Source organism: Phyllobacterium sp. CCNWLW109, assembly GCF_037203905.1.
Classification (GTDB): domain Bacteria; phylum Pseudomonadota; class Alphaproteobacteria; order Rhizobiales; family Rhizobiaceae; genus Phyllobacterium; species Phyllobacterium ifriqiyense.
The window spans coordinates 784,854-797,963 of the sequence record NZ_JBBCBK010000004.1; the positions used below are offsets into that span (position 1 = coordinate 784,854).

The 13,110-nt window shown below is 53.3% G+C and carries 12 protein-coding genes; 9 read left to right on the forward strand and 3 right to left on the reverse strand.

What is annotated here, in order from left to right:
• Positions 1-50: 50 nt before the first annotated feature.
• The 4 genes from serS (at position 51) to V9K92_RS19250 (ending at position 4,155) form a co-directional block, all read left to right on the forward strand.
• Complete coding sequence (serS, locus tag V9K92_RS19235) at positions 51-1,334, forward strand: serine--tRNA ligase (protein ID WP_337354688.1); 1,284 nt, start codon at positions 51-53, stop codon at positions 1,332-1,334.
• A 17-nt stretch (positions 1,335-1,351) separates the two neighbouring features.
• Positions 1,352-2,110, forward strand: a complete 759-nt coding sequence (gene surE, locus V9K92_RS19240; protein WP_115052926.1) for a 5'/3'-nucleotidase SurE — start codon at positions 1,352-1,354, stop codon at positions 2,108-2,110.
• Entirely contained in the window at positions 2,107-2,760 is a 654-nt protein-coding gene (locus V9K92_RS19245; protein WP_115052927.1) for a protein-L-isoaspartate(D-aspartate) O-methyltransferase, read from the forward strand. The genes surE and V9K92_RS19245 overlap by 4 nt, the downstream gene beginning before the upstream one ends.
• Before the next feature lie 135 nt (positions 2,761-2,895).
• Positions 2,896-4,155 carry a M23 family metallopeptidase gene (locus tag V9K92_RS19250; RefSeq protein WP_337354689.1) on the forward strand — a complete coding sequence of 420 codons (1,260 nt, stop codon included), beginning with the start codon at positions 2,896-2,898 and terminating at the stop codon, positions 4,153-4,155.
• 55 nt (positions 4,156-4,210) lie between these two features.
• Here the strand turns inward: V9K92_RS19250 and V9K92_RS19255 are convergent, their stop codons facing one another.
• Positions 4,211-5,074, reverse strand: a complete 864-nt coding sequence (locus V9K92_RS19255) for an ATP-binding protein (protein WP_443094484.1) — start codon at positions 5,072-5,074, stop codon at positions 4,211-4,213.
• 158 nt (positions 5,075-5,232) lie between these two features.
• Between V9K92_RS19255 and yajC the strand changes: the two genes are divergently transcribed.
• Genes yajC through V9K92_RS19275 form a run of 4 tightly spaced genes read left to right on the forward strand, consistent with a single transcriptional unit; the run spans position 5,233 to position 9,158 of the window.
• On the forward strand, positions 5,233-5,574 hold the full coding sequence (gene yajC / locus V9K92_RS19260) for a preprotein translocase subunit YajC (RefSeq protein WP_106663125.1): 342 nt from the start codon (positions 5,233-5,235) through the stop codon (positions 5,572-5,574).
• 57 nt (positions 5,575-5,631) lie between these two features.
• The gene (gene secD, locus V9K92_RS19265) at positions 5,632-7,902 is read left to right on the forward strand and encodes a protein translocase subunit SecD (RefSeq protein ID WP_307285405.1); all 2,271 of its coding nucleotides are present in this window, start codon (positions 5,632-5,634) and stop codon (positions 7,900-7,902) included.
• 2 nt (positions 7,903-7,904) lie between these two features.
• Complete coding sequence (locus tag V9K92_RS19270; RefSeq protein ID WP_337354691.1) at positions 7,905-8,294, forward strand: Mth938-like domain-containing protein; 390 nt, start codon at positions 7,905-7,907, stop codon at positions 8,292-8,294.
• A gap of 27 nt (positions 8,295-8,321) precedes the next feature.
• A complete protein-coding gene (locus V9K92_RS19275) occupies positions 8,322-9,158 on the forward strand; it encodes a phytoene/squalene synthase family protein (RefSeq protein WP_337354692.1) in 837 nt (278 codons plus the stop codon).
• A 186-nt stretch (positions 9,159-9,344) separates the two neighbouring features.
• Here the strand turns inward: V9K92_RS19275 and parE are convergent, their stop codons facing one another.
• Positions 9,345-11,450 carry a DNA topoisomerase IV subunit B gene (parE, locus tag V9K92_RS19280; RefSeq protein ID WP_337354693.1) on the reverse strand — a complete coding sequence of 702 codons (2,106 nt, stop codon included), beginning with the start codon at positions 11,448-11,450 and terminating at the stop codon, positions 9,345-9,347.
• Positions 11,451-11,574: 124 nt separating this feature from the next.
• Positions 11,575-11,949 carry a helix-turn-helix domain-containing protein gene (locus V9K92_RS19285; RefSeq protein ID WP_115052934.1) on the reverse strand — a complete coding sequence of 125 codons (375 nt, stop codon included), beginning with the start codon at positions 11,947-11,949 and terminating at the stop codon, positions 11,575-11,577.
• 181 nt (positions 11,950-12,130) lie between these two features.
• Between V9K92_RS19285 and V9K92_RS19290 the strand changes: the two genes are divergently transcribed.
• A complete protein-coding gene (locus V9K92_RS19290) occupies positions 12,131-13,057 on the forward strand; it encodes a DMT family transporter (protein ID WP_115052935.1) in 927 nt (308 codons plus the stop codon).
• The last annotated feature ends 53 nt before the right edge of the window (positions 13,058-13,110 follow it).

The following is a 13,110-nucleotide window of genomic DNA, read 5'->3' on the forward strand; positions in this document are numbered from 1 at the left end:
GCCGGGGTTCGCCCCATAAGATATAATTATTCCAGTACGGCTTTACTCTCATGCATGACATTAAATGGATCGTCCAGAATCCGCAGGCTTTCGACGCCGCAATGGCCAAGCGCGGAATGGAGCCGATTTCGTCGCGCTTGATAGAGCTAGACGAAAAGCGGCGGCAATCCATTGCAAAATCTCAAGGGCTGCAGGAGCGTCGCAATGCCGCTTCCAAGGAAATTGGCAAGGCGATGGCCGCCAAAGATCAGGTAGCGGCCGATCAGTTGAAGGCGGAAGTCGCCGATATCAAGCAAGCGCTGACTTCTGCAGAAGAGGAAGAGCGCCAGCTAGAGCGCGCGCTCACTGAGGCGCTTGAAGTGCTGCCCAATATTCCACTGGATAGTGTGCCTTTGGGCAAGGATGAAAGTGGCAATGTGGAAACGCGCCGCGTCGGCCATCTGAAGAACTTTTCGTTTGAACCGAAAGAACATTTCGAAATAGGCGAGAAGCTTGGATATATGGATTTCGAGCGGGCTGCGCGACTGTCCGGCAGCCGTTTTACCGTATTGAAGAGCCAGCTTGCGCGGCTGGAACGGGCTCTTGGTCAGTTCATGTTGGACATGCACACGACGGAGCATGGCTATATGGAGGTCAATCCGCCGCTATTGGTCAATGACGATACGCTTTATGGCACCGGGCAATTGCCGAAATTTGCCGAAGATCTCTTCAAGACCACTGACGGCCGCTATCTCATCCCCACTGCCGAGGTGCCGCTGACCAATCTGGTGCGCGACGAGATTCTCGATATTCGCGATCTGCCGATCCGTATGACCGCGCTGACCGCTTGTTTCCGTTCCGAGGCAGGTTCCGCTGGACGCGATACGCGCGGCATGCTGCGCCAGCACCAATTCATGAAGGTGGAACTGGTATCGATCACCGATGCGGAACGCGCTGTCGAAGAGCATGAACGCATGACTGCCTGCGCGGAAGAGGTGCTTAAGCGCCTTGATCTGTCATTCCGTACCATGACGCTTTGCACCGGCGATATGGGGTTCGGCGCGCAAAAGACCTATGATCTGGAAGTATGGCTTCCAGGACAGAAATCTTACCGCGAAATTTCAAGCTGTTCTGTTTGCGGTGATTTTCAAGGCCGGCGGATGAATGCCCGTTACCGGCCAGAGGGCGAGAAATCCACCCGTTTTGTCCACACATTGAATGGTTCGGGCACTGCTGTTGGCCGTGCTTTGATTGCAGTTGTCGAAAATTATCAGAATGAAGACGGCAGCGTTACAGTTCCTCAAGCACTTGTGCCTTATATGGGTGGGCTGACACGGATCGAAAAAGCGGCTTAAACAAACGGGGTAGGGCGATGCGGATTCTCTTGACCAACGATGACGGAATTCATGCGGAAGGTCTGAGTGTTCTTGAACGTGTCGCCCGCCAGCTTTCTGACGATGTTTGGGTCATTGCGCCTGAGACGGACCAGAGTGGACTTGCTCACTCGCTGACGCTTTCCAACCCATTACGGCTGCGTAAGATTGATGACCGCCATTTTGCAGTGAGCGGCACGCCGACCGATTGCGTCATCATGGGCGTCAAGCATGTGATGCCCGAGCCACCAGATCTTGTGCTTTCCGGCGTCAACTCCGGATCAAATACTGCAGATGACGTAACTTATTCGGGTACGATCGCCGCAGCCATTGAAGGCACCTTGCTGGGGATCAAATCCATCGCTTTATCACAAGAGTATAATCTCAACGGTGGCGCTCGCGTCCTGCCATGGGAGATTGTGGAAGAGCGCGCTCCGGATGTGCTTCGAAAAGTGCTTGGTGTTGAATTGAGCAAGGGCGTTCTCGTCAACATCAATTTCCCCAGTTGCCAGGCTTCCGAGATCGCAGGCACCCGCGTGACGGTACAGGGAAAGCTTTCGCACGGGTTGACGATTGAAGAGCGTCACGATGGGCGCGGTTTGCCCTATTACTGGCTTCGATATGGACGGGGTAAGGATGTGCCTGCCGAAAACAGCGATGTCGCTGCGATCCGCAACAACTACATTTCCATTACGCCATTGCAGCTTGATCTGACCGCGCATGAGATGCGAGCCGTTCTTGAGGAAACATTTATATGAAACCGGCCATGTCCGAGCGTGAAGGTTTTGCGGCTTTTGTGCTGCGTATGCGCAGGTTGGGCCTAAGCGACCAGAGATTGATGAGCGCTCTTGAAGCCACGCCTCGCATGAGTTTCGTGAGCGGTAACCTTGGCAATGTCGCTTATAGTAAGGGTGTATTGCCTATTGAGTGCGGAGAATTCATTGAAGGCTTGGACCTCCAGGCTCAGTTGATCAAGGCGCTCGAGCTGGAACCATCGCACCGGGTTTTGGAAATTGGAACGGGTTCCGGTTTTACCGCCGCAGTCATGGCCCGGCTTTCAGGACGTGTCCTATCACTTGAACGCTATCGCACACTGGTTGAGCTTGCGCAGCAGCGTCTTCAGGCTTTGAAAATTGAAAACTGTATTATCAAACATGCAGACGGCCGGTTGGGGCTCGCAAGCGATGGCCCCTTTGACCGGATCATCGTCTGGTCTGCGTTCGACGCTATGCCAAGGCATTTTGTCGATCTCCTTTCGTCCAACGGTATTTTGGTGGCGCCTATCGGCCCTGTTGACGGGGAGCAGACAGTTGCACGTCTAACAAAGATTGGCAGCCGTTTTGACCAGCAGGAGTTGATGCGCGTAAGGTTCCTGCCCTTGGCCGAAGGGGTTTCCTCGGCGCTTTAACCTGACTGCGACCGAGCCAAGCGTTTACGAGCTTGGTGAATTTTTTGCAAATTTTCGAAAGTTTTAACGGTCGGGTAACATTAACGCGATCTAATGCGTCTAATATTCTTGTATGAGTACGGGCGGGATTAAGCGATGCGTTTGAGTACACTAGACAAAGCGTCACGGCGGTTGGCTCTCAATGCCGCCATTCTCACAGTTGCCGGCATTGCTGCCGGTTGCAGCTCCGGGGTGTCACGTTTCTCCAGTGCAGATTTCAGCTCTGGTTACAGTGATAACCAGAGATCGATCATGCAGACCCAGAACAGCGGTTCGGTGGCGCCGGTCGATTCAACCTACACTGCTTCGGTCAATAATGCGCCGATCCGCTCATCGGGCGGTGTTCAGCGCGGTAGTCTGCCGCCCGTTGGCAGCCAAAGTGCTTCTTCATTGCCGCCGGTTTCCTCGCAGCCTTCGCGCCCGGCTCTCGCTCCCGTTGCGAACAATGCGCCAGTACGTCAGCAGCAGGTCGCCATGGCGGCACCCATGCAGACAGCGCCCGCAGGGTCTGCAACTTTGAAGACACCAGATGGACGCGAAGCCAGAATGCCTGCCGCTACTGCGCCCGCGCAGGCCGCAGCAAAACCCATCACGACTTCAACGGCAAGCGGCACCTATAAGGTTCAATCCGGCGATACGCTTCATGCCATTTCGCGCAAGACAGGCGCGAATGTCGATGCGATCAAGCAAGCCAATAATATGCAGGATGGAACAGTCCGTCTCGGGCAATCGCTGATCATTCCGCCATCCAATTCATCGCTGGCACAAAATGTTGCCAATACGATGAAGCCCAAGGGCGGCACTGACCAGGTGAAAACTGCTGCTACTCCGCCTGTCGAACAGCCTAAGGTTGTTGCAAGCGCACCTGCTGCGCCTGCGCCTGCTACAGCCGCCGCCGGATCGGAAGCCAAGCCCTATACCCCGCCGCAAGCGAGTGAAAAGGCTGCAGGTGAAGCGGAGAAGGAAGTCGCATCAATTCCATCGGCTTCGGGTGCATCGCAATTGCGCTGGCCTGTACGGGGCCGCGTTGTCGCCAATTACGGCAAAGGTAGCGACGGCATAGACATTTCGGTTCCGGAAGGCACCCCAATCAAGGCCGCCGAAAGCGGTGTCGTGATCTATTCGGGCGATGGACTGAAGGAATTCGGCAATACGGTTCTGGTCCGCCATGACAATGGCTTGGTCACCGTTTACGGTAATGCGAGCAAGCTGAACGTTCAGCGCGGCCAGAAGGTCAAGCGTGGCGAAGAGCTGGGCGCATCCGGCATGACTGGCAATGCTACAACGCCGAAGCTTCACTTCGAAGTTCGCAAGAATTCGACGCCTGTGGATCCTACAAAATATCTCGAACTCTAGTCAGTTGATTGATTCCAAAAAAAGCCCGTATTGTTTCGATACGGGCTTTTTTATTTTAAAGCTTCTTGCCAAGGCGCCCGGCAAGATCCTGTATGAACTGCCACGCAACGCGACCGGAGCGCGCGCCACGCGTGGTTGACCATTCAAGTGCCTGCGCATGAAGCTGATCTTTTTTCATAGCCAGATCAAAATGTGCGGCGTAGCCGTCGATCATTGCAAAATAATCATCTTGGCTACACTTGTGAAATCCAAGCCAAAGGCCAAAGCGGTCCGATAGAGACACCTTTTCTTCTACGGCTTCCGATGGATTGATGGCTGTTGAACGCTCGTTCTCGATCATATCCCGCGGGAGCAGATGGCGGCGGTTCGATGTCGCATAAAAAATCACATTGTCCGGACGGCCTTCGACACCGCCCTCGAGCGCGGCTTTCAATGATTTGTACGATGTATCATCATGGTCGAAAGAAAGATCATCGCAGAACAGGATAAACAGGTAGGGCGTATTCTTGATGATGCCCATCAAGGCTGGCAGGCTATCAATGTCTTCGCGGTGAATTTCAATGAGTTTGAGCGGGTGAGCGACGGCCGGAGCTTCAGCATTTACCGAAGCGTGCACGGCTTTCACAAGCGAAGACTTGCCCATGCCGCGCGCACCCCAGAGCAGAACATTATTTGCCTGCATGCCATCGGCAAACCGTTTGGTATTATCAAAGAGAATGTCGCGGACCGTATCGACACCTCTGATCAAGGAAATGTCGACGCGATTGACCTTATTGACGGGATCGAAACCGAGACGGGAAGGGTTCCATACAAAACAATCGGCAATTTCCAGATTGACAGGCTGCGGGGTTGGCGGCGCCATGCGCTCTAGCACAGCAATCAAACGGTCAAGTTTTTCGCTCAGCAATTCCTCAATCATACCAGACATGCCCTTACATTCTTCAGTTTGAACGTCACTATCATGTTGACTGATAATGGAAAAGCAGTCGTGGTGGTTTTGTACTGTTGCTTTTGCCAGCTTAAACATTGTATTGCGCTGGTTCTGACTGTTTCAAATTTGATCTATCTGGAGGTTCTATGTTCGTAACTCCCGCATATGCACAGGCAACGGGTGCCGGTGGCGCTCCGGAAATGCTGATGAGCATTCTTCCCTTCATTTTGATCTTCGTGATCATGTATTTCCTGATCATCCGCCCGCAGCGTACAGCCGCGAAGAAGCGTGAAGAGCAGCTGAAGAATATTCGCCGCGGCGACACCATTATTACCGGTGGTGGTTTTATCGCCAAGGTTACGAAAGTTTATGAAGACACTGGTGAGCTCGACGTTGAAATCGGTGATGGCGTAAAGGCTCGTGTTCTTCGTGGCATGGTTGCAGATGTTCGCGTTAAAGGCGAACCGGTTGCCGACAACAAGAAATAAAGCTTAAGTGATGGGCGGCCCTGGAGCCGCCCTTCTGATTCTTGAGGTTGCGACCGTATGCTTTACTTTAGCCGCTGGAAGACTGTTCTCATCTGGACTGTGGTCCTTGCCGGACTGATACTTTCGCTTCCCAATGCCTTTACGCAGAGCCAGCTGGACAGTTTGCCGGACTGGCTACCCAAGAAACAGCTTGCTCTCGGGCTTGATCTTGAAGGCGGCTCACGCATGCGCCTGCAGGTGGATAAAGAACATCTGCCTGATACCGATGCCACCGTTGCAGTTCTTACGCGCCGTCTCAGCGAGCTTGGCTACGCCAACCCGCATGTTGTGACTGAACGCAATGGCCGGGTGTTGATTGAAGTGCCTGGTCTTTACGATTCCCAGCTACTCAAGGACATTCTAAGTCTCACAGGCGAATTAAGTTTCCGCATGGTCGATTCTTCCGTGCCGGTGCAGCAGGCGATAGACGGCACGCCGCCCGAAGGCGATGAGGTAGTCTACTCTTTTGACGATCCGCCTGTTGCCTATCTCGTCAAAAAAGAGCCGCTCGTTACCAACGAGAATTTTGTCGATGCACAAGCGGGAATTGACACGGCCACGCAGCAGCCGGTGATTACATTCCACCTCGACAGTGTCGGTGCGGATCGCTTCTCCAAGGCGACAAAAGCCGGTATCGGACAGTCATTCGCCATTGTTCTCGATAATCAGGTTCTCTCGGCTCCTGTTATTCAGGAAGCGATACCCGGAAATACGGGGCAAATTGCTGGAAATTTCGATCTTTCAGGTGCCAGCAATCTCGCACTCGTCATGCGCGCCGGTTCGCTGCCTGCCAGTGTAACTGTCATTGAAGAGCGCACCGTGGGTACTGACCTTGGTGCTGCCTCCGTCTCCTACGGGAAAATCGCTGCCCTTGTTGGCGCAGCATTGGTTATCCTGTTCATGCTTTTGACTTATGGGTTGCTGGGTGTGATCGCCAGCATTGCTCTGGTTGTGAACGTCATTCTCATCTTGGCCGTCCTGACATTGTTCGGTGCGCCGCTGACGCTTGCCGGCGTTGCCGGTATCGTTCTCACCATCGGAATGGCTGTCGATTCCAATGTACTTATTTATGAGCGTATTCGCGAGGACAGGCGGGCTGGTTTCTCGGTTATCCAGGCTATAGATTCGGGCTTCGCCCGTGCTCTTGCGACTATTGTCGATGCCAATGTCACGACATTGATCGCAGCTCTGGTCCTCTTCACACTTGGCAGCGGCCCCGTGCATGGATTTGCGCTGACGGTTACCATCGGCATTGTCACGACATTGTTCACCACGTTCACTTTGACCCGATTGCTTGTTTCGGTTTGGGTGCAACGCTCCAAGCCAAAAGAAGTGCCTGGCGCGCTGCTCAAGCTTGTTCCTTACAATACCAAGATCGCCTTCATGAAGCTGCGGAGTTTGACGCTGGGCTTTTCCGCCCTTTCAAGCATTGCAGCGATTGCGCTTTTCCTGATCATCGGGATGAATTTCGGCATTGATTTCAAGGGTGGAACGATGGTCGAAATGCAATCGTCGGAAGGTGCAATCGATCTTGATGACGTCTACAGCCGCCTCGATGAACTCAATATCGGTGACGTGAAGATCGAACGCTTCAAATCCGACGACCGGGCGTTGATTACTGTGGGAAGTCAGGGCGAGGGCGAAGATGCGGAACAGACCGTGGGCGTCAAAATCCGCGGCGAGTTTCAGGACGAGTATAATCTTCCACGGGTAGACGTCATTGGGCCGTCCGTATCATCGGAATTGTCTCAAGCAGGCATTTTGGCTGTGGGCCTTTGCCTCGTCTTGATCTTTGCCTATGTCTGGTTCCGATTTGAGTGGCACTTTGCTCTCGGTGCTATTCTCGCAACGATCCACGATGTGCTGCTTCTGCTTTTGATGTTCATTGTCTTCAAGATGGAATTCAATCTCTGGAGCATTGCCGCCTTGCTGGCGATTGTTGGCTATTCGCTGAACGATACAGTGGTCATTTATGATCGGGTACGCGAGAATTTGCGCAAATATGGCAGCAATGTTTCGCTGTCCAGCATATTGGATGCGTCTATTAATCAAACGCTATCACGTACCATTCTCACGTCTCTGGCGACCTTTCTGGCCCTCATTGTGCTTTACCTCTATGGCGGCGATGACGTGCGTTCCTTCGCGTTGACCATCGGTGTGGGCATTATTGTTGCGACATACTCCTCGATCTTCGTTGCTGGCCCGCTATTGATGCTCTTCGGGCTTAAGGGCCGCGACGTCATGGATGAGCAGCATCCTGCGCCAATTACCGACGAAAGCAGGATTTAAAAGTGGCAAAAGGCATAGAGATTAGGGATGCGCATTTTCCAGGGCGCGCACCCATTGACGCTTATGGCAATGGCGGTTTTCGGTTTGCCGATATGTCACATCGCGGCTCGATCCTGTGCCTTCCTTCCGGAATACATGGCTGGGAGCCAAAAACACCGCCCGTACCGACTGCGGCTGATTTGACCCTTGTTCTCGAACAATCTGCGGAAATTGAAATCCTGCTGGTCGGCACTGGTACAGAACTGCGCCGTTTGCCGGAAGAGTTGCGGGAAATATTGCGCAAGCACCGTATCTCCTCTGATCCGATGAGCACCGGCGCGGCGGTGCGTACCTACAATGTGCTCTTGGCTGAAAACCGCGCCGTGGCTGCGGCGTTGTTTGCGGTGGATTAATTCTCCGGTCCGGCTATATCTCACGCCATGAATGTCAATGAAACTCACTGCATCCAGTTGCTGCGGGACGCCGATCCTGATCGCTATCTGTCCGTCTTATATGCACCGGAAGCCAAGCGGGGCGCTTTAGCGGCTCTTTACGCGTTTAATGTCGAAATCGCGCGGATTCGCGATTTGATTCACGATCCTTTGCCGGGCGAAGTGCGGCTGCAATGGTGGCGCGATCTGATCAATGGCACAGAGCATGGTGCAGCAGCAGGTAACCCGGTTGCCGCCGCCCTTGTGGATACTATTCAAACATACAATCTGCCCCATGCGGCTTTCGACAATTATTGCGAAGCGCGGATTTTTGACTTTTACGATGATCCCATGCCGAGCCGAAATGATCTGGAAGGTTATTGCGGAGAAACGGCTTCAGCCATGATCCAGCTTGCATCGCTGATCCTTGACACGGAGCAGGCGGCAAAGCATGCCGATCTTGCAGGACATGCCGGTGTTGCCCAAGCCATCACAGGACTTTTGCGGAGTTTGCCGTTACACCGCCGTCGCGGCCAAGTTTATATACCTGCTGATGTACTTAGCGCTGTGGGGTGTACCTCGCAGGTCCTGCTGGATGGCACTGACCGGCAAGCGACCGAGCGTGCTGTCGCGGCCATGATCGCGCTGGCTGAGGATCATTTTTCCAAATTTCAGGCAGGTTCTAAAGGATTGCCGAAATCTTTGCGCCCCGCTTATCTGCCCGTTTGGCTGACGCCGGTCTACTTGAAGCGGTTGAAAGCGAAGGGTTTCGATGCGTCGACCGAGATCGCAGAAATCTCACCTCTGCGCCGCCAATGGACGGCGTTTAGAGCATCGATAGGTTAGATTATTCGACTTGGCTGCAAGACTATTCTGCGTGATTCGACAAGCTCACCATGAGGAAGGTTGAAGTTTGCAGGGAGTAGTTCTGCTAACTCATAGCTATCTATGCAGCCAAGCCACCTTCCTCATGGTAAGCAATCCTGAGCTTGTCGAAGGGCGAACTACGCATGAAGCTCATGCCACCTTGTTCTAAATATCCAGCTCTTCAACAAAGGCAGCGCGATCCTGAATGAACCGGAAGCGCGCGTCAGGACGCGTTCCCATCAGATCGTCGACTGCAAGGCGCGTTTCATTGGCCCACTCTTCATCAATCTGAACGCGAAGCAGCGTGCGCTTCTTGCGATCCATCGTGGTTTCTTTGAGCTGATCGGCGCGCATCTCGCCCAGTCCCTTGAACCGGCCGATTTCGATCTTTCCACGACCCGTGAAAAGCGTCTTCATCAACTCGTCCTTATGCGCGTCGTTGCGCGCATAGGCCACTGTTCCGCCTTGAGCGATGCGGTAAAGTGGCGGGACGCCAAGGAACAAATGGCCATTGCGGATAAGGTCGGGCATTTCCTGATAAAAGAATGTGATCAAGAGCGATGCGATATGAGCGCCGTCAACGTCAGCATCGGTCATGATGATGATGCGATCATAGCGCAGATCTTCATCGCGATATTTTGACCGGGTACCGCAGCCAAGCGCTTGTATAAGATCGCTAATCTGCTGATTGGCCGTCATTTTTTCCCGGCCGGCGCTGACAACATTCAAAATCTTGCCGCGCAACGGCAGAACAGCCTGCGTCGCACGATCCCGCGCCTGCTTTGCTGAACCACCGGCGGAATCCCCCTCAACGATAAAGAGTTCTGCACCGAGCGCTCCGGTTTGACTGCAATCAGCCAGTTTGCCCGGCAGACGCAGTTTTTTCACCGCTGATTTACGGTTGACCTCTTTTTCCTGACGGCGTTTTACCCGCTCTTCCGCGCGGTCCACCACCCAATCGAGCAGTTTCGATGCTTCTTGCGGCGATGCAGCAAGCCAATGGTCGAACGGGTCGCGAATGGCGTTTTCAACAAGGCGCTGTGCTTCCACCGTTGCAAGCTTATCCTTGGTTTGGCCGACAAATTCAGGTTCGCGAATAAAGACGGAAAGCATGGCAGCAGATGAAATCATCACGTCGTCAGTGGTGATGATCGATGCCCGCTTGTTGTTCGTCAGTTCCGCATAGGCTTTCAACCCACGGGTGAGGGCGATGCGGAGTCCCGCTTCATGCGTTCCACCTTCGCCTGTGGGAATGGTGTTGCAATAGGAGTTGACGAACCCATCGCCGCCATACCAGGCAACCGCCCATTCCATTGATCCATGCCCGCCGGATTTTTCCGTCTTACCGGCAAACATTTCGCGGGTAACTTGAAAATCCTTGCCCAGCGAAGCGGCCAGATATTCTTTCAGACCTCCGGGAAAATGGAAAACTGCTTTGTCCGGTGTCGGATCCTTGGGATCGAGCAGCGAGGGAGCGCAATTCCAACGAATCTCAACGCCGCCGAACAAATAGGCCTTGGAGCGGGCCATCTTGTACAGGCGCGCGGGATCGAACTTTGCTTCCTGCCCAAAGATTTCTGCATCCGGATGGAAAGTTATGCGCGTGCCACGACGGTTTTGCACTTCACCCACTTCTTCAAGCGGGCCAAGCGCTATGCCGCGTGAGAAACGTTGGCGATAAAGGCGTCGATTTCGCGCAACTTCTACCTCAAGATGGTCGGAAAGCGCGTTTACCACTGATACGCCGACACCATGCAGACCGCCGGATGTTTCATAGACCTTGGAATCAAACTTACCGCCCGCATGCAATGTCGTCATGATGACTTCGAGGGCGGACTTATCCTTGAATTTCGGGTGAGCATCGACTGGGATACCACGACCATTATCCGTTACTGAGAGATAGCCGTTTTCATCCAGATCAATGTCAATAAAATTGGCATGACCGGCAACGGCCTCATCCATGGAATTGTCGATGACTTCAGCAAAAAGGTGATGCAGCGCCCGCTCATCCGTGCCACCGATATACATGCCGGGGCGACGCCGAACCGGCTCCAGACCTTCGAGAACCTCAATGTCCGACGCGTTATAATTACCGCTCGTTTCCGGAACGGCACGCGCAGGAGCGCGAGCCGGAACTGGCTTGGTCGGCGTAACAGGCAAAGCCGCAGCAACCTGTGAAGGTGCTTCGGTTTTTTGGGCCGGTGCTATTGCTTCCTGCCGCTCGCGTGCAGTCTTCACGATTGCTGAAAATAGGTCGTTAGTATCATCCATGGCAGGCCAGTATTTTATGGTTTCGAATCACTTTTAATCTTTGCATGGTTCCGGTTTAAACGCGATGGGCGTTCGCCATATGTTCCAAGGTTCGCCGCTGAACATAACGGTGAATCCCCATATTTTACGCTGCTTTGAGCGCTGCTATACGATCTTCCAGATTGGAAATCCGATTGCCGAGTTTTTCATGATGGTTCTTGAGTATGCTTATTTCGGCATTGATGGTCGCCGCATCTTCAGCGGTATCCACAGGGGCCTGACCAATACCGTGCATCAACCATGTTGGCGTAACACCGAGAAACCCGGCAAGCATGACAAGCCTATTGGCCCGCGGCTCTGACCGGTCCGACTCCCATGCAAGGATTGTCTGGGTCTTGACGCCAATGCGCTCGGCAACTTGCGAAACACTCATGGATTTGGCATCGCGGGCCCGTAGCAGCCGTCCACCCATGGTGTCCATGTCAGGCGTTTCGGTCATGATATTCGAGCGAAAATTCATGGAATTCTCCAGTTTTTCTTGTTTTTTCAGTCTTGGGAGGGCTCGTTGCACCATTTACGGCCCCAAAAGTCAAATTTTGCAGCTATTGCGCGAGATTGTTTAAGCGCCGAGATTGCTTTTTCTGGTGGAGCAGATATGCCAAAATTCCTACCAGCGGACTTTCTTCAGAAAGGTATTGGCGATGGAAAATACGACCTCACAACAGGTGCGGGGCGTTTCTGCGATGGCTGCTGCCATGTTCTTCCTGCCTATGATGGACGCTATAGCCAAATGGCTTTCGGTCTTTGACAGCCTGCCGCCTGCAACAGCTACGCTTTTCAGGTTTGTTGTCCAAACCATTTTGACCATGATGATCATTGTGCCCATGACGGGCTTCAAATCCCTGATACCTGTGAAACTGTGGGGAAATCTGTTTCGCGGCTTCCTTATGGGTATTGGCAGCCTGTGCTTTTATGCAGCCGTCAAATATATGCCGCTCGCAGACGCAATGGCGGTGTTTTTCGTTGAGCCACTGATGTTGACCGTCTTGTCGGCGCTTATTCTAAAGGAGCAAGTTGGTTGGCGACGCCGGGTTGCAGTGGCAATCGGCTTCATTGGAACATTGATCGTCATACAGCCAAGCTGGGAGCTGTTTGGGTGGGTATCGTTGCTGCCGCTTGGAACAGCAGCGGTCTTTGCAATCTACCTTATCCTCAATCGCCGCTATGGCACTGTCGATACGCCGCTTGTGATGCAGCTTTATGCCGGGATTGGCGGAACGATTACCGTTTTGATTGCCCTCATACCTGCTGCATTTCTGGGTATTCAAGACATGACATTCGCCATGCCAGGAAATGCCATGTCGTGGTTTTTGCTGTTCATGATGGGATTGATAGCCACAATCGGACATCTCCTGATCACACATGCCTCACGACTTGCACCGGCTTCCCTGCTGGCATCATTCCAATATCTCGAAATTGTCATGGCAGTTCTCATCGGCTTATTGGTTTTCGGTGATTTTCCAACGCCGTCTAAATGGGTCGGGATCATCATCATCGTTGCATCAGGCGCCTATCTGATCTGGCGCGAGGGCAAGAAGCGAGAGACCACGGAACCGGCGTACAATTAATTGACAGCTGTTGAGCAAAGTTGTGTTTCACAATAGAAACAAAGATCTGTTGG